Annotated in this window: 13 protein-coding genes; 10 read left to right on the forward strand and 3 right to left on the reverse strand. The window is 67.8% G+C overall.

Translation table 11 applies throughout. The annotated features are described in order from the left end of the window. Positions 1-188 precede the first annotated feature (188 nt). The gene (locus AC1DFR_RS21035) at positions 189-515 is read left to right on the forward strand and encodes a chorismate mutase (RefSeq protein ID WP_028277548.1); all 327 of its coding nucleotides are present in this window, start codon (positions 189-191) and stop codon (positions 513-515) included. A 7-nt stretch (positions 516-522) separates the two neighbouring features. On the opposite strand, the gene AC1DFR_RS21040 is transcribed toward AC1DFR_RS21035, so the two are convergent. Next, positions 523-909 (reverse strand): hypothetical protein, encoded by a 387-nt coding sequence (locus AC1DFR_RS21040; protein ID WP_476849331.1) that lies wholly within the window; start codon positions 907-909, stop codon positions 523-525. A 202-nt stretch (positions 910-1,111) separates the two neighbouring features. Between AC1DFR_RS21040 and AC1DFR_RS21045 the strand changes: the two genes are divergently transcribed. The 6 genes from AC1DFR_RS21045 (at position 1,112) to pdxS (ending at position 9,501) form a co-directional block, all read left to right on the forward strand. Beyond that, positions 1,112-1,447, forward strand: coding sequence for a DUF6504 family protein (locus tag AC1DFR_RS21045; protein ID WP_476856813.1), 336 nt, complete (start codon positions 1,112-1,114; stop codon positions 1,445-1,447). Further along, positions 1,444-4,956, forward strand: a complete 3,513-nt coding sequence (locus tag AC1DFR_RS21050; protein ID WP_476874401.1) for a DNA polymerase III subunit alpha — start codon at positions 1,444-1,446, stop codon at positions 4,954-4,956. The genes AC1DFR_RS21045 and AC1DFR_RS21050 overlap by 4 nt, the downstream gene beginning before the upstream one ends. Positions 4,957-5,085: 129 nt before the next feature. Further along, positions 5,086-7,095, forward strand: coding sequence for a threonine--tRNA ligase (gene thrS / locus AC1DFR_RS21055; RefSeq protein ID WP_476874402.1), 2,010 nt, complete (start codon positions 5,086-5,088; stop codon positions 7,093-7,095). Between the two features lie 19 nt (positions 7,096-7,114). Next, on the forward strand, positions 7,115-7,735 hold the full coding sequence (locus tag AC1DFR_RS21060; RefSeq protein ID WP_476849327.1) for an HIT family protein: 621 nt from the start codon (positions 7,115-7,117) through the stop codon (positions 7,733-7,735). Beyond that, on the forward strand, positions 7,728-8,366 hold the full coding sequence (pgsA, locus tag AC1DFR_RS21065) for a phosphatidylinositol phosphate synthase (RefSeq protein WP_079554218.1): 639 nt from the start codon (positions 7,728-7,730) through the stop codon (positions 8,364-8,366). Before AC1DFR_RS21060 ends, pgsA begins: the two co-directional genes overlap by 8 nt. A gap of 208 nt (positions 8,367-8,574) precedes the next feature. Next, positions 8,575-9,501, forward strand: coding sequence for a pyridoxal 5'-phosphate synthase lyase subunit PdxS (pdxS, locus tag AC1DFR_RS21070; protein ID WP_026266390.1), 927 nt, complete (start codon positions 8,575-8,577; stop codon positions 9,499-9,501). A gap of 298 nt (positions 9,502-9,799) precedes the next feature. Here pdxS and AC1DFR_RS21075 read toward each other — a convergent pair whose 3' ends face one another. Continuing rightward, complete coding sequence (locus AC1DFR_RS21075) at positions 9,800-11,812, reverse strand: M3 family metallopeptidase (RefSeq protein ID WP_476874403.1); 2,013 nt, start codon at positions 11,810-11,812, stop codon at positions 9,800-9,802. An 82-nt stretch (positions 11,813-11,894) separates the two neighbouring features. Between AC1DFR_RS21075 and AC1DFR_RS21080 the strand changes: the two genes are divergently transcribed. Genes AC1DFR_RS21080 through AC1DFR_RS21090 form a run of 3 tightly spaced genes read left to right on the forward strand, consistent with a single transcriptional unit; the run spans position 11,895 to position 14,908 of the window. Beyond that, positions 11,895-13,187 carry a CapA family protein gene (locus tag AC1DFR_RS21080; RefSeq protein ID WP_476874404.1) on the forward strand — a complete coding sequence of 431 codons (1,293 nt, stop codon included), beginning with the start codon at positions 11,895-11,897 and terminating at the stop codon, positions 13,185-13,187. Positions 13,188-13,198: 11 nt separating this feature from the next. Then, the gene (locus tag AC1DFR_RS21085; protein ID WP_476874405.1) at positions 13,199-14,062 is read left to right on the forward strand and encodes an alpha/beta fold hydrolase; all 864 of its coding nucleotides are present in this window, start codon (positions 13,199-13,201) and stop codon (positions 14,060-14,062) included. Positions 14,063-14,071: 9 nt separating this feature from the next. Then, complete coding sequence (locus AC1DFR_RS21090) at positions 14,072-14,908, forward strand: alpha/beta fold hydrolase (protein ID WP_476856808.1); 837 nt, start codon at positions 14,072-14,074, stop codon at positions 14,906-14,908. Positions 14,909-14,942: 34 nt separating this feature from the next. Here the strand turns inward: AC1DFR_RS21090 and AC1DFR_RS21095 are convergent, their stop codons facing one another. Continuing rightward, the gene (locus AC1DFR_RS21095; RefSeq protein ID WP_476871607.1) at positions 14,943-15,431 is read right to left on the reverse strand and encodes a GNAT family N-acetyltransferase; all 489 of its coding nucleotides are present in this window, start codon (positions 15,429-15,431) and stop codon (positions 14,943-14,945) included. Positions 15,432-15,434 lie beyond the last annotated feature (3 nt).

Consider the following 15,434-nt stretch of genomic DNA (forward strand, 5'->3'; position numbering starts at 1 on the left):
GGAACCTCCAGACGTTCAAATGTGGCTCTACCAGTCCACACCCCGCACCAGATTGCGGAACAGACCGTGGACCAGCAACCCACGAACCTCTTTGAACCCGGGGTTCCAGTCCTACGTCAGACGACCACCACACCTCATATCGTCTAGCGATATGAAGTCGACTCGTGGCTGCATCTTTCGATACTGTCATGCACATGCCCACAAATCACGCAGACGACAAGGCCGCCCAGGCCGACCGCGAACAGCTCGCCGCCGTGCGGGTGGCTGTTGACGAGGTGGACGAGCAGATCGTGTCCTTGATCGGGCGCCGGGAACGGCTGATCCGGATCGCCGGGACCCTCAAGGCGGACAGCGCCGAGGTCCGTGCGCCCGGGCGTGTGGAGCGGGTCATCGAACACGTCCGCGCCACGGCGGAAAAGAAGGACATCGACGTCGAACTTGTCGAGAAGACCTACCGGGCGATGATCGATGCCTTCATCACGCTCGAGCTGGAAGTGTACAAGTCCAGCTCCTAGAAGATGCCTAGAGGGCTTCTTCGACAGGCACGTTGGCCTGGTAGTCCCGGCCGTCACAATCGCTGAAGGCCGTCATGAGATGGCCCTTGGGCAGGCCAAGCACAGTCGTAAGCGGGAAATGGCCGGTAATGGTGTTGCCCGAGTGTTCGACCCCCTTGAGGTCGAAATTTTCCTCGGTGCCGTCGTGGCTGAAGCAGTAGAAGGACACGGCTTCGCCGTTCATGAACTCGATCCCCATCCTGCGCTGGTGGGAATAGTCCGGGGTGGCTGCCAAGAGCCCCACCACGTAGGCGCCCTGGCCGGGGATGTTTCCGTCTATATCAAAAGTCGCCACCAAGGTTGGATCCTTGGCGGCGATGCTTACGTGCTTCAGGAGTGCGTTATGGGAGCTCATGGCTCAATCCTGCTACCTGTACCTGCGTGAGTCCACCCCCGATCTGGGTTTTGTCGCCTCTCCGTCGTAGACTGATTTTATTCGAAGATATGTTCGAATAAATCCATGCGGCCTGGAACTCCGGGCGCCGGATGCGGAATGGACGTAGGAAGTCGAAGCGGGGACTGGGCCGGCTCCAGCCCGGACTGGGTCGGGAGGCAACGTGGGTATTTTCAGCGAGTCCGTGGATGTCGTCTGCACGCCCTCGGGCCAGCCCCTGCGCCTCGACTGGGCCGGCCGGCGCTACACGGTCTGCGCGGACCCCGTCCGCTGGTACGAACGCCGCCAATGGTGGGCCGAGGAACGCCGGGCGCCACTCGGAAGCGGGCCAGGCCTGGTGGACCATGAGATCTGGCGGGTCCAGGTGCGTGCGGCCGGGGATCACGCCGCGGATTCCACCCTCACCCTTGACCTGACCCGGCATGTCGGCAGCGGCCGGTGGCGGCTCCTGAAGATCCACGACGCCCTGCAGCCCCTCCGGAAGCCCGAATCAGCATGAGTTTCACCCATCTGCACGTCTCCACCGCGTTCAGCGCCCACTATGGCGTCTCCTGGCCGGAGGAACTTGCCGCCGCGGCCGCCGCTGACGGCGCCACCGCGCTGGCCTGCACGGACCGCGACGGCCTGTACGGAACCGTCAAGCACCTGAAGGCGTGCATGGCAGCCGGGCTGGATGCAATCGTCGGGGTGGACCTTGCAGTCTTTGACGACGACGGCGACCACCGTACCCAGCTCGGGGGACGCGTCGTCGTGCTGGCGCACGGACACAACAACGGTGCCGGCTACCGGGCGCTGTGCCGGCTGATCTCCGACGCCCACGCCCGCACCACGGGCAAGGCCGGGGGAATAGTGCCGGTGGCCGTCACCCGGGCGGAACTGGCCTCCCGCACCCTGCACCCGGAAACCCTGAAGCCGGTCCTGACAGTGCTGATCGGCCCGGACTCCGACGTCGGCCGGGCCATGGGCGGCCGGCGCTACCTGCGGCCCCGCACCCTGTTCAAACGATGGCTGGACGCCATGCCCCCCGGAACGCTGGCGGCAGAGGTTGTGTCCCAGCTCAGCCCGCCCGGGGAACCGCTGAGCACCGCCCACGCGGTGCGCATGCTCAAACTCGCCGCAGAACACGGGGTGCCCGCCGTGCTGAGCAACGCTGTGCGGTACGTGGCTGAGGACGGCGCGGCCACCGCCGATGTGCTGGACTCGGCCCGGACACTGAAATCCCTCCCCGAGCTCTCCGCCGCCCCGCTTCTGCAGCCCAACGGGCAGGGCTGGCTCAAATCGGCGGCCCGGATGCTGCAGCTGGGCAAGGAGATCATCCACGCCGCCGGCTACGGCACGGCGGACCTCAAGCGGCTCCTGGCCCAGACCGAGGCGCTCGCGGACCGCTGCCGCATGGATCCGGAAGCCGACATGGGCTGGAAACAGCCCGTGGTCCCGGAGGCATCCGTGATCGGGATCGACGGCGACGCGCTCGCCGAACTGACCCTGCGGTGTGAGGCCGGCATCGGCCGCCGCTTCCCGGGCATTTCCGGGCAGCGGGAACAGCAGCTGCGGGCCAGGCTGGAGCATGAGCTCCGGATCATCGACTCGCTGGGTTTCGCCTCGTACTTCCTGACCGTCGCAGAGGTCTCCCGGATGATCCTGGCCCTGGGCATCCGGGCGGCCGCGCGCGGTTCGGGCGCCTCCAGCCTGGTCAACTACCTGATCGACATCAGCCAGGTGAACCCGCTCGAGCACGACCTCATCTTTGAACGCTTCCTCTCCCGCGACCGTGCCACGCTGCCGGATATAGACATCGACGTCGAAAGCGCCGAACGGCACAACGTCTACCGGAAGATCTTTGAGCGCTTCGGCGCCGAACGCGTCACGCTGATGAGCATGCAGAACGGGTACCGCGCTCGCGGTGCCGTGCGCGATGCCGGCCTGGCCCTGGGCATGGACGACAGCGAGGTCGGGGAAATCGCCAAGCAGCTGTGGCGGTTCTCGGCCCGGCACTTCCGCGAAGCCCTCGTGGAGAAACCCGAGCTGAAGGAATTCGCGGACCGGGTGGAGCAGCGAGGCTTCTCCGAGAACCAGCAGCTGGACCTGCTGGTGGACCTCACGGAGCGGCTGGACCGGCTGCCCCGCCACATCTCCATGCACCCGTGCGGCGTCATCCTCGGCGACGCCACCCTGCTGGACCGCACCCCCGTGCAGCCCAGCGGCCTGGGCCTGCCCATGAGCCAGTTCGACAAGCACGACATGGACCCCATGGGCATGCTGAAACTCGATGTCCTTGGCGTCCGGATGCAGAGCGCCATGGCCTTCGCCGTCCGGGAAGTGATCCGGCTCCACCCGTCCAAGGCCGAGGTGGTGGCCGCCGGCGCGCATCCGGCCGGGCCGGACGGGACGGGCCCGGACTACATCGCCGAGGACGGTCACATCGACCTCAATGCGGTCCCGCTCGACGACGAACCCACCTTTGAGCTGATCCGCAGCACCCACACCCTGGGCTGCTTCCAGATCGAGTCCCCTGGCCAGCGCGAACTGATCGGCAAGTTGGCCCCCCGGGAGTTCAACGACCTCATTATCGACATTTCCCTGTTCCGCCCGGGTCCGATGAAATCCGACATGGTCCGGCCCTTCCTGGAGCACCGGCACGGATTCGCTCCCGAGGTCTACCCGCACCCGGACCTCAAACCTGTCCTTCAGGAAACCCACGGGGTCACGGTCTTCCACGAACAAATCCTCAAGACCTTCGACGTCATGACCGGGTGCGGGCTGGCGAGGGCCGACGAGTTCCGCCGTGCGCTGGGCAACGACGTGTTGGAAGCCAGGGTGGAGGAGTTTTTCCGGAAGGAGGCGCGGGCCCGGAATTACAGTCCCGAGGTGGTGGACAAGGTCTGGGGCACGCTGAAGGCCTTTGGCAGCTTCGGGTTCTGCAAGGCCCACGGAGCCGCCTTCGCCGTGCCCACCTACCAGTCGGCCTGGCTGAAGGCACACCACCCGGAGGCGTTCCTCGCCGGGCTGTGGGAACACGACCCCGGAATGTACCCCAAACGCCTGCTCGTGGCCGAGGCCCGCCGGCTGGGGATCCCCATCCTTCCCCTCGACATCAACCGGAGCCAGGCCGAGTACCGGGTGGAGCGGGTGCAATCCGGGCCGGACCGGGGCAGGCTGGGCATCCGGCTGAGCCTGAACGGTATCTTCGGGCTCTCCGGCGCCGAGCTGAAACGGATTGTGGCCGGCCAGCCCTACGACTCCCTGGCGGACCTGCGGGCCAGGTCGCGGCTCAGCCGGCCCAGCATCCAGCGACTGGCCCAGCTGGGCGCCTTCGATTCGCTGCACCGGGCGTCCGGGGGAGAAGCCAACCGGGCGGATCTGGTTCAGCACCTGCAAAAACTCCAGGCCCGCCCCCTCCGTAAGGGCGTGGAAGTCATTGAGGGCCAGCTGGCGTTGCCGCTGGGGGACGTGGAGTTGACGAACCTCAAGGCGGCACTGCCCGCACCCAGCATGGTGGATAACGTCCGCGCGGAACTGGACCTGATGGCTGTGGACGTCAGCGAGCACCTCATGACCAGCCACCGCCCGCTGCTGGACCGGCTGGGCGTCACCACCGCGGACAAGCTGCTGGGACTGCGCAACGGCACGGAGGTGCTGGTGGCCGGGGTCCGGGTGGCCACTCAGACCCCGCCCATGAGAGGCGGCCGGCGGGTGGTGTTCATCAGCGTCGACGACGGCACGGGCTGTGTGGATTCGGTGTTCTTCCACGAGGCGCAGGAGCAGTCCGGACCCTTGCTGTTCGGCACCCGCCTGCTCCTGATCCGCGGCACCACCCGCCGGACCGGGCCGCGGGGGATCAGCATCAGCGCCTCCATGGCCTGGGACCTCAGCCGCCCGGAGACCCTCCCGTTCCCGGCATCGGCTCCCGGCGCCGCCGGCCGGCAGGAGCCTTACCTGTCCGGCCCCCTGTCCAGCCCCCTGGACGGGATCAGCAGGAACCTCGCCATCACCGGGCTGGGCGGCTGACCGGCCGGCGGTGCGGCTCGCTCGTGGCGCGTTGGTTGGCCTCTGGAGAAACCGATAGCATGGACGAGGCTGGCTGTGGTCCCCGTACGCCACAAGCTACGAAGCCTTAACTTTGAATAGGAGACACCCGTGTCAGATGCCCAGCAGATCACCCTTCTCGTCGACGGCGAAGAGACCAAGGTGACTACCGGGACCACCGGCGCGGAACTCTTCTTTGAGCGCCGCGACGTCGTTGTGGCCCGCGTCAACGGCGAGTTGAAGGACCTGGACCAGCCCCTTCCCGAGGACGCCAATGTCGAGGCCGTCACCATTGATTCCCCGGACGGGCTCAACGTCCTGCGCCACTCCACGGCCCACGTCATGGCCCAGGCCGTGCAGCAGCTGCGCCCCGACGCCAAGCTCGGCATCGGCCCCTACATCACGGACGGCTTCTACTTCGACTTCGACGTCGCGGAACCGTTCACCCCGGAAGACCTCCGCCAGCTCGAAAAGATGATGCAGAAGATCATCAACCAGAACCAGAAGTTCGTGCGCCGCGTGGTGTCCGAGGACGAGGCGCGCGAAGCGATGAAGGACGAGCCCTACAAGCTCGAACTGCTGGGCAGGAAGAATGACGCCGCCGAGGCCGGAGAGGGCGTCAACGTCGAGGTCGGCGCCGGCGACATCACCATTTACGACAACGTGGACCGCAAGAGCGGGGACAGCATCTGGTGCGATCTGTGCCGCGGCCCGCACCTGCCGAACACCAAGCTGATCTCCAACGCCTTTGCCCTGACCCGGTCCTCGGCCGCCTACTGGCTGGGCAACCAGAGCAACCAGCAGCTGCAGCGCATCTACGGCACCGCCTGGCCCACCAAGGACGCGCTCAAGGCCTACCAGGAGCGCATTGCCGAGGCAGAGCGCCGCGACCACCGCAAACTCGGCGCGGAGCTGGACCTGTTCTCCTTCCCGGATGAGCTCGGCTCAGGCCTGCCGGTCTTCCACCCCAAGGGCGGCATTATCCGCAAGGCCATGGAGGACTACTCCCGCCAGCGCCACGTGGATGCCGGCTACGATTTCGTCTACACCCCGCACATCACCAAGGGCCACCTCTACGAAGTCTCAGGCCACCTGGACTGGTACAAGGAGGGCATGTTCCCGGCGATGCACATCGACGCGGAGCTGAACGAGGACGGCACCGTGCGCAAGCCCGGCCAGGACTACTACCTCAAGCCGATGAACTGCCCCATGCACAACCTGATCTTCCGGTCCCGCGGACGCTCGTACCGCGAACTGCCGCTGCGGCTCTTCGAGTTCGGCTCGGTCTACCGCTACGAGAAGTCCGGCGTGGTGCACGGCCTGACCCGCGTCCGGGGCATGACCCAGGACGACGCCCACATCTACTGCACCCGCGAGCAGATGAAGGACGAGCTCACCAGCACGCTGAACTTCGTCCTCGGCCTGCTCAAGGACTATGGCCTGGACGACTTCTACCTCGAGCTCTCCACCAAGAACGAGGACAAGTTTGTCGGCGACGACGCCACATGGGACGAAGCCACCCGCACCCTCGCCGAGGTGGCCGAAGCCTCCGGGCTCGAGCTCATCCCGGATCCGGGCGGAGCGGCATTCTACGGCCCCAAGATTTCCGTCCAGACCAAGGACGCGCTCGGCCGCACCTGGCAGATGTCCACCATCCAGCTGGACTTCAACCTGCCCGAACGCTTCGAACTCGAGTTCCAGGCCGCCGACGGCACCCGGCAGCGGCCCGTGATGATCCACCGCGCCCTGTTCGGCTCGGTGGAGCGCTTCATGGGCGTGCTCACCGAGCACTACGCCGGTGCCTTCCCCGCCTGGCTGGCACCGGTGCAGGTGGTGGGCATCCCGGTGGCGGAAGCCTTCAACGACTACATGTTCGACGTCGTGGACCAGCTCAAGGCGGCCGGCATCCGCGCCGAGGTGGACATCTCCTCGGACCGTTTCCCGAAGAAGATCCGCACGGCCAGCAAGGACAAGATCCCGTTCGTGCTGATCGCCGGCGGGGACGATGCCGAGGCGGGTGCCGTGTCCTTCCGCTTCCGCGACGGCAGCCAGGACAACGGCGTGCCCGTGTCCGAGGCCGTGCAGCGGATCGTCGATGCTGTCCGAAACCGGACCAGCTAGGCAGACGGAAGGGCAGCGCGTGCAGGAAACCACAGGGGCCGGGCCGGAGTATCCGGGCGACCACGCCGTGACGGACGACTTCAGCCTGGCCGGGGTCCCGGACGCTTTCCAGCGACTGTGGACCCCGCACCGGATGGCGTACATCAAGGGCGGCCAGCACCAGTTCAAGAACCCGGACGACTGCCCGTTCTGCGCCGCGCCCGAGCGGGGCGATGAGGACTCCCTGATCGTCTACCGGGGAAGGACGAGCTACGTGGTGCTGAACCTCTTTCCGTACAACCCGGGCCACCTGCTGGTCTGCCCCTACCGGCACATCCCGGACTACACGGACCTCACGGTCGAGGAAACGGCGGAATTTGCCGAACTGACCCAGACGGCCATGCGGGTGCTGCGCAAAGTCGCCAACCCTTCCGGTTTCAACCTGGGCATGAACCAGGGCGTCACCGGCGGGGCGGGCATCGCCGGCCATCTGCACCAGCACGTGGTGCCGCGCTGGGGCGGTGACGGAAATTTCTTCCCCATCATTGCCCAGACAAAGGCGGTCACGCAGACCCTCGGTGAGGTCCGTCAGCAGGTCGCCGACGCGTGGCCGCAGGAAATGCCCGCGCCGCAGGACACAGCGGGGGAGAAGGATGCTTAACAGGCACGCCCGGGGCTTCTTCACCGCCCTGTTTTCCCCGGTTGCCCGCTGGCTGCTGAGGATCGGGGTCTCTCCCGACGCCGTGACCGTGGTCGGCACGCTCGGCGTCGTGATCGGCGCTCTCGTGTTCTACCCGCTCGGGCAGCTCTTCTGGGGGACCGTGTTCATCACGGCGTTCATTTTCTCCGACGTTATTGACGGCATCATGGCCCGGATGCAGCAGCGCGGCGGCCGGTGGGGCAATTTCCTGGACTCCACCCTTGACCGCGTGGCCGACGGCGCCCTGTTCGCCGGCGTCGCCGTCTGGTTTTTCACCGGCGGCGCCAACCCGGCCGTCGCCGTCGCCGCGATTCTCTGCCTGGTGCTCGGCATGGTGGTCTCCTATGCGCGGGCCAAGGCCGAGGCCCTGGGCTTCCACGCCAACGTGGGCATCGCCGAGCGCGCCGAGCGCCTCGTGTCCGTGCTGGTGGTCACGGGGCTCACCGGACTGGGCCTGACCCCGGTGGTGCTCTTCGTGACGCTGTGCCTTCTCGCTACAGCGAGCCTGGTGACGGTGATCCAGCGCATCGTGACAGTGCACCGCCAGTCGCTGGCGGAACCCGAAGGTACCGCCACGGAACGTCCCGCCTGACAGCGCCAGGCGGCACCCCGGCGGCCGCGCCGAATCCCTGTCCCCGCGCGAGATTCGACTGCTGTAACCCGAATTCTGCCGCGCCCCGGCCGGGGGATAGTATTAGCTTTACCGGCCAATGGATCCGGTAATCCGGTGTGTGCGAGACACGGCATGAACGTGCCGTTCGCGCCCCGGCGAGGTCATCTATCTACCCATAGGGGTTTTTGTGTCTACACCTGATGTAAGCAGCGAAGCCGGCGCGTCCGCGAAGAACGTCACGGGCAGCAGCCGCGTCAAGCGCGGCATGGCTGAGATGCTCAAGGGCGGCGTCATCATGGACGTCGTCAACGCCGAGCAGGCCCGCATCGCCGAAGACGCCGGTGCCGTGGCCGTGATGGCGCTGGAACGCGTTCCGGCCGATATCCGCGCCCAGGGCGGCGTGTCCCGCATGTCCGATCCCGACATGATCGACAAGATCATTGCGGCCGTGTCCGTGCCCGTCATGGCCAAGGCCCGGATCGGGCACTTCGTCGAGGCGCAGGTACTGCAGTCCCTCGGCGTGGACTACATCGACGAGTCCGAGGTCCTGACCCCGGCGGACTACACCAACCACATCGACAAGTGGAACTTCACCGTTCCGTTCGTCTGCGGTGCGACCAACCTGGGCGAGGCCCTGCGCCGGATCAACGAGGGCGCGGCGATGATCCGGTCCAAGGGCGAGGCCGGCACCGGGGACGTCTCCAACGCCACCACGCACATGCGCCAGATCCGTGCCGAGATCAAGAAGCTCGCCGGCATGGCCGAGGACGAGCTCTACGTCGCGGCCAAGGAGCTGCAGGCCCCGTACGAACTGGTCAAGGAAGTTGCCGCGACCGGCAAGCTCCCGGTGGTGCTGTTCACCGCCGGCGGCATCGCCACCCCGGCCGACGCCGCGATGATGATGCAGCTCGGCGCCGACGGCGTGTTCGTCGGCTCCGGCATCTTCAAGTCCGGCAACCCGGCCCAGCGTGCCGCCGCCGTCGTGAAGGCCACCACGTTCTACGACGACCCGGACGAGATCGCCAAGGCCTCCCGCGGCCTGGGCGAGGCCATGGTCGGCATCAACGTCGACGAGATCCCGCAGCCGCACCGCCTCGCCGAGCGCGGCTGGTAATACTAGGCGATAATCGCGCCTAACCCGCTTGGCTCAATAAGAGAGACTGCAGAGGCTCCAAAAGCGAGGCGCCTCGGCGCCGAGTTTGTGGAGAAGCAGTCGAACGCGGACGGCGCTGATCCTCTGCGTGCTATTCCCCCCGCCCTGTTGGCAGCTGAGCGGCTGCCCGGGGCGCGGGGCCCCTTTTACGCACGCTGCCGGATCACGCCGCCCTTCGCCTTGCGCTTCTGATTGAACGACGACGCCGGGCGGTCACCTTCTTAGGTGACCGCCCGGCGTCGTTTGCGTTCTGCGGGGGTTAGTCGAGGCCGCGGCGCTTCAGCAGCGGCCCGAGATCCGAGTCCCGGCCGCGGAAGGCGCGGAAGGACTCCAGCGGGTCCCGGCTGTTGCCGCGGGAAAGCAGTTCGGCGCGGAAGAAATTGCCGTTCGCGCGGCTGAGTCCGCCGTTTTCCTTGAACCATTCCACGGTGTCAGCGTCCAGGACCTCGCTCCAGATGTAGGAGTAGTAGCCGGCGGCATACCAGCCTCCCGCGAAGATGTGCTGGAAGTAGCCGGTCCGGTAGCGCGGCGGGATCAGGCTGTGCGCCACGCCGGCCGCGGCCAGCGCCTTCGCTTCAAACTCGACGGCGTCATCCGGGATGTCGGAGCCATCCAGGACATGCCACGCCAGGTCCAGCAGGGCAGCGCCGAGGTATTCCGTGGTGCCGAAGCCTTCGCCCCAAAGCTGGGCGGCATTGAGCTTGTCCACGGTCTCCTGCGGCAGGGGTTCGCCGGTGGCGTGGTGCCGGGCATAGTTGGCCAGGACTTCGGGCCACATGATCCACATTTCGTTGACCTGCGAAGGGTATTCCACGAAGTCCCGCGGCACGTTCGTGCCGGAGAACCGAGGATAGGTGACGGCGGAAAACAGGCCGTGCAGGGCGTGGCCGAACTCGTGGAAGGTGGTGCGGAGCTCGTCCAGCGTCAGCAGGGTGGGCTCGCCGGCCGGCGGCTTGGAGATGTTGAGGTTGTTGATCACCACGGGCCGGGTGTTCAAGAGCCCTGACTGCTCCACGAGGGAATTCATCCACGCGCCCCCGCGCTTCGTCTCCCGCGTGTAGTAGTCGCCCAGGAAAAGGCCCAGGTCCGTGCCGTCGGAATTCTTAACCTCCCAGACGCGCACGTCCGGGTGGTAGCCGGCGAGGTCGGCGCGTTCGTGGAAGGTGACGCCGTACAGGGCGTTTGCCGCGAAGAACACGCCATCATTCAAAACCCGGTCCAGCTCGAAGTAGGGGCGCAGGGCCTGTTCGTCCACGGCATACCGCTCCCGCTTGACCTTGGCAGAGTAATACGCCCAGTCCCAGGCCTCGAGGGGGTGGCCGGCGGCCCCGGCCAGCGCCTCGGCCTCTGCGTCGGCATTGCGGACGGCTGCGGGGGCCAGCCGGCTCATCATTGCCTGGACGGCCTGGAAGTCCGGTGCCGTCTGCCGGTCCATGCTGAGTTCGGCGAAGTTCGCGAACCCGAGAAGGCTGGCCTTCTCGGCGCGGAGCCGGACCATGTCCTTGACCAGGTCGAGCACATCGAAGCTTCCGCCGTCGCTGCCGCGGCCGATGGAGGCCTCGTAGAGGCGACGGCGGATTTCCCGGTTCGCCAGCGCGGCCATGGCAGGCTGGTTGCTCGGCTGGATCAGGGTCAGCAGGAACTTTCCCTCGTGCCCGGCGGTCCGGGCGGCCTCGGCGGCGCTGGCGACGTCGTCGGCGGGCAGGCCCGCGAGGTCGGCGGCGTCATCCAGCAGCAGGGCAGCGGACTTCATGCCCTCCTTGACGCGCTGGCCGAACTCGGTGCCGAGCCGGGACAGCTCGGCGTTGACCTCCTTGAGGCGCTCCTGGCCGGCGTCGTCGAGCTGGATGCCGGAGGCCCGGAACTCCTTGAGGTATTCCTCCACGAGCCGGGCGGACTCCGCGTCCAGGACCGTTGCGTCCAGCGCCGCGAAGCGCTCGTAGAGCCCGCGGTTGAGGTAGACGGCGTCCTGGTGGGCGGCGAAGAGCGGGGACAGGCGGGTCTCGAGGTCGCGGATGGTGTCCGAGGCGTCTGCGGACACCAGCGTGAAAAAGGACGCGGCGGCCCGGTCCAGGAGCCGGCCGGAGCGTTCCATGGCGAGGGCCGTGTTTTCGAAGGTCGGGGCCGCCGGGGTGTCCACGATGGCCTGGATTTCGGCAAGGTGCTCGGCCAGGCCGGCCTCGACGGCCTCGGCGTAGTGCGCGTCGTCGATATCCGCAAACGGCGGCAGTCCATAGGGCAGGGTGCTGGGGCTCAGGAGGGGATTGGTCATGAAATGACTCTTTCATGCAGGCGGCCGCTTCTCAACGATCGGCTCCGTGTGTTGTGATGCCGCCCACCATAGGATGAGCGGCATGGAGAACACGACCGCGAGGCCGCGGGGCCGGATCCTGACCGCAGCAACGGCCGTTGTTCTCGGGTCGATGCTGGCATCCTGCGGACTCCTCGCCGGGCCGGATAAGCCCCCGGGTCCCACGGCTGGCGGTACCGGGGGAACGTCCGACGTTACCCAGCCGCCGTCGGGCACCCCGACTCCGACCCCGACCCCGACTCCGACCCCGACGCCGACGCCGACGCCGACGCCGACGCCCGGGAAGGGGCCAGGCTGTGCGGCCGCCCGGTGCGCCTCCGTCCTCGTCACCGGGGACATGCTGGTCCACCCCCAGCTCTGGCAGCAGGCCCGCGAGGACGCCCGCGCCGCCGGCGCGACGGGGCTGGACTTCGGGCCGCTGCTGGAGGGCCAGCGGCGCTACATCGAGCAGAGCGACGTGGCGATTTGCCATCTGGAGACCCCGGTGGCCGGCCCGGACGGACCATTCTCCGGGTATCCCTCCTTCAACGTTCCGCCGCAGATCATCACCGCCGTGCGCGGCGTGGGCTATCAGGCCTGCACGACCGCCAGCAATCACACCGTTGACCGCGGCACCGCGGGACTCGTCCGTACCCTGGACGCCCTCGACGCCGCCGGACTCCGGCACACGGGCTCGTACCGGACCGAGGCAGAGTCCCAGGGCATCCTGATCCTGCAGACCGCCGCGGCCAAAATCGCCGTCATTGATGCCGCATACGGCCTCAACGGGCTGCGCGCCGAGCAGCCCTGGCAGGTCGACCTGCTCGATCCCGACGCCATGATTTCCAAAGCACGCAAGGCCAGGGCTTTGGGCGCGGACATCGTGCTGGGGGTCATGCACGCCGGGGAAGAGTACTCAGCCGAGCCCAACACCCAGCAGCGCGACGTCGCCCATGCGCTCGTGGACAGCGGCCTGTTCAGCCTGATCTACGGCCACCACAGCCATTCGGTGCTGCCGATCGAAAAGTACAAGGGAACCTGGATTGTGTACGGGCTCGGCAACGGCATCACCGAGCTCTCGCCGTCGTTCGTGGTCAACAACGAGGGCCTGTTGGTCCGGGTGCAGTTCAGCCAGGACGCGTCCGGGTCCTGGGCCGCCTCGGACCTGGCCTGGGCACCGTCGGTGATGGTCCGCGGACCCTACCGCTGGTGTTCGGTGGCGGCCGACGCGCCGCAGGGCCGTTGCGCCGGAACGGCGGCGGACGCAGCCACGCGCCGGCGCACCGCGGCCGTGCTGGAGTCGATGGGCGCCGCGGCGGCGGGCGCCCATGAGCTTATTCTCACCCCGGGGTCCTAAGCTTGGGCAGCATGGAGATGATCAACGAACGGCGGAGCACCGTCGCGTCCAGCGGGGCTGAGCTTGCAGTGTTCGAGTATGGCAGGGAGCCGGGACCGGAAGTGCCGACGCTGCTGCTGGTACACGGCTATCCGGACGATCATCAGGTCTTCCTGCCGGCCATCCGTGATCTGGCCCGAAGCCACCACGTGGTCGCCTACGACACCCGGAACGCGGGCGCGTCCGCCGTCGTCGGCCTCCCCGGGGACTTCACCCTGAAGACGCTCGTGGATGACATGTTCGCCGTGCTGGCCGCCGTCGGCGCCACGGACGTCCATCTTGTGGGCCATGACTGGGGCTCGATCCAGGGCTGGGCCGCCGTCCAGGACCCCAGGGCCGCGGGCCTGATCGGCCGGTACACGTCCATCTCGGGCCCGGACCTGCGGCACTTCGCCCGCTGGGTGCGGAGCCGGTATGCACGTCCCCGGGCGTGGCCGCAGCTGGCCGGACAATTGGCCCGCAGCTGGTACATCGCCGCGTTCCTTGTGCCGAAGCTGCCGGAGGCCGCCTGGCGCCTCTTCCTCACCAAACGCTACGGGCAGATGGCCAAGCGCGACGTCGGCGATGATCCCATCCGCGGCCTGGCCCTTTACCGCGCAAATTTCTTCTCGGCGGTGAACTGGCCGGCCGGCGGCCGCGTGACGCTGCCCGTCCAGGTGGTGGTGCCGTTGAAGGATTCCTTCCTGTCGCCGGGCCTCGTGGACGGACTGGATTCCTGGGTGGATGACCTCACGGTGATCCGGGTGGACAGCGGCCACTGGTGGCCGGCATCCCGGCCGGCGGAGTTCGCGGAGCTGCTCCGGCAGCCGCAGCCGACGACGCCGATAACACCGTAGGCCGGCGCCATGGCCCGGGCAAACCGGCGGGATCGGGAATCCCGGAGCGGGACGTTCAGCAACGGGATGGAATACCTGACGTGGGGCCGGGGCCCGAAGACGCTCTTGTTCGTCCAGGGCGGACCGGGGAGCTTCGTGCCCCAGGGGGTGCTGCGCGGACTGTTCCGGCGGGAGTTTGCCGCCTATCAGGAGGCCGGGTACGCCATCTGGATTGTCACCCGCCGGCGGAACATGCCGGCGTCGCACACCAGCGCCGACATGGCGGACGACTACGCCCAGCTGATCGCCGAGGAGTTCGGCGGCCGGGTCGGCCTGGTGGTGGCCGAGTCATTCGGCGGGATGATCGGGCAGTACCTGGCCGCCCGCCATCCCGAGTCCTTCGGGCACATCGCGATGGTGGTCACGGCGGCCGAACTGAGCGCGTGGGGCAAGGACGTGGACGAGCGGATGGCCGCCGCCGTCGCTGCCGGAGACCCAGGCCGCGCCGGGACGGTCCTGGCCGAGTACCTCTTACCGGGGCCGCGGACCCGCTGGCTGCGGGAACTGCTGGGACCTGTCGTCGGCCGGCGCGTGCTGGACCCCTCCGGATGCCCCGCCGCGGACGTCCTGACGGAGGCGCGGGCCGAGTTCGCGTTTGATGCGCGGGCGGTACTGCCGCTCATTCGTCCGCCCGTCCTGCTGCTCTGCGGCGGCCGGGACGCGTTCTTCCCGAGGACGGTTGCGGAGGAGACCGCGCAATTGATTCCAGACTGCACCCTGATCGTCTACGAGCGATGGGGCCATATCCGGGCAGGATCGAGCCGGCGGGTGCCGCGCGATGTCCTGGCTTTCGTCCGGAGCCGATGACGGCAGGCGGGGCCCATGGAAGGCTGCCGGGCAGCTACCCGGCGTCCAGGAGCAGGGACATGAAGACGCTGTTGGGGTCGGCTTCGTAGCCGGCAAACGGCGGGCAGTCCGTGAAGCCGTGCCGCTCGTACAGCCGCCGCGCGGGGGCGAAGAACTCCTGGCTCCCCGTCTCCAGGAACAAGCGTTCGTAGCCGCTGTGCCGGGCCTCGGCCAGGAGGTGGCGGAGCAGCGCCGACGCAACGCCGCGCCCGCGGGCTGCATTCGCGGTGCGCATTGACTTGATCTCGGCGTCGCCGGGAGCCAGGTGTTTCAGTGCCGCGCAGCCCAGGAGCCGGGAGTCCTGCCGGGCGGTCCAGAAGCTGATGCCGGGTCCGGCCAGGGCGGCAGGATCAAGGGCGTGGACGCTTTCCGGCGGGGAGGTCGCGTACATGTCGGCGAGGTGTTCGCCCAGGAGCCGCAGGACGTCCTCGCGCTCCGGGGTGTCGCGCCCAATCCGGACCGTGCCGCCCTCGGCGCCTGCCACCTG

This window comes from Arthrobacter sp. 05T410, from assembly GCF_056396505.1.

Coding starts and splice junctions, on each gene's coding strand:
- AC1DFR_RS21035 (WP_028277548.1), top strand. CDS start 189: ATGCACATGCCCACAAATCACGCAGACGACAAGGCCGCCCAGGCCGAC.
- AC1DFR_RS21040 (WP_476849331.1), bottom strand. CDS start 909: ATGAGCTCCCATAACGCACTCCTGAAGCACGTAAGCATCGCCGCCAAG.
- AC1DFR_RS21050 (WP_476874401.1), top strand. CDS start 1,444: ATGAGTTTCACCCATCTGCACGTCTCCACCGCGTTCAGCGCCCACTAT.
- pgsA (WP_079554218.1), top strand. CDS start 7,728: ATGCTTAACAGGCACGCCCGGGGCTTCTTCACCGCCCTGTTTTCCCCG.
- AC1DFR_RS21075 (WP_476874403.1), bottom strand. CDS start 11,812: ATGACCAATCCCCTCCTGAGCCCCAGCACCCTGCCCTATGGACTGCCG.
- AC1DFR_RS21080 (WP_476874404.1), top strand. CDS start 11,895: ATGGAGAACACGACCGCGAGGCCGCGGGGCCGGATCCTGACCGCAGCA.
- AC1DFR_RS21085 (WP_476874405.1), top strand. CDS start 13,199: ATGGAGATGATCAACGAACGGCGGAGCACCGTCGCGTCCAGCGGGGCT.
- AC1DFR_RS21090 (WP_476856808.1), top strand. CDS start 14,072: ATGGCCCGGGCAAACCGGCGGGATCGGGAATCCCGGAGCGGGACGTTC.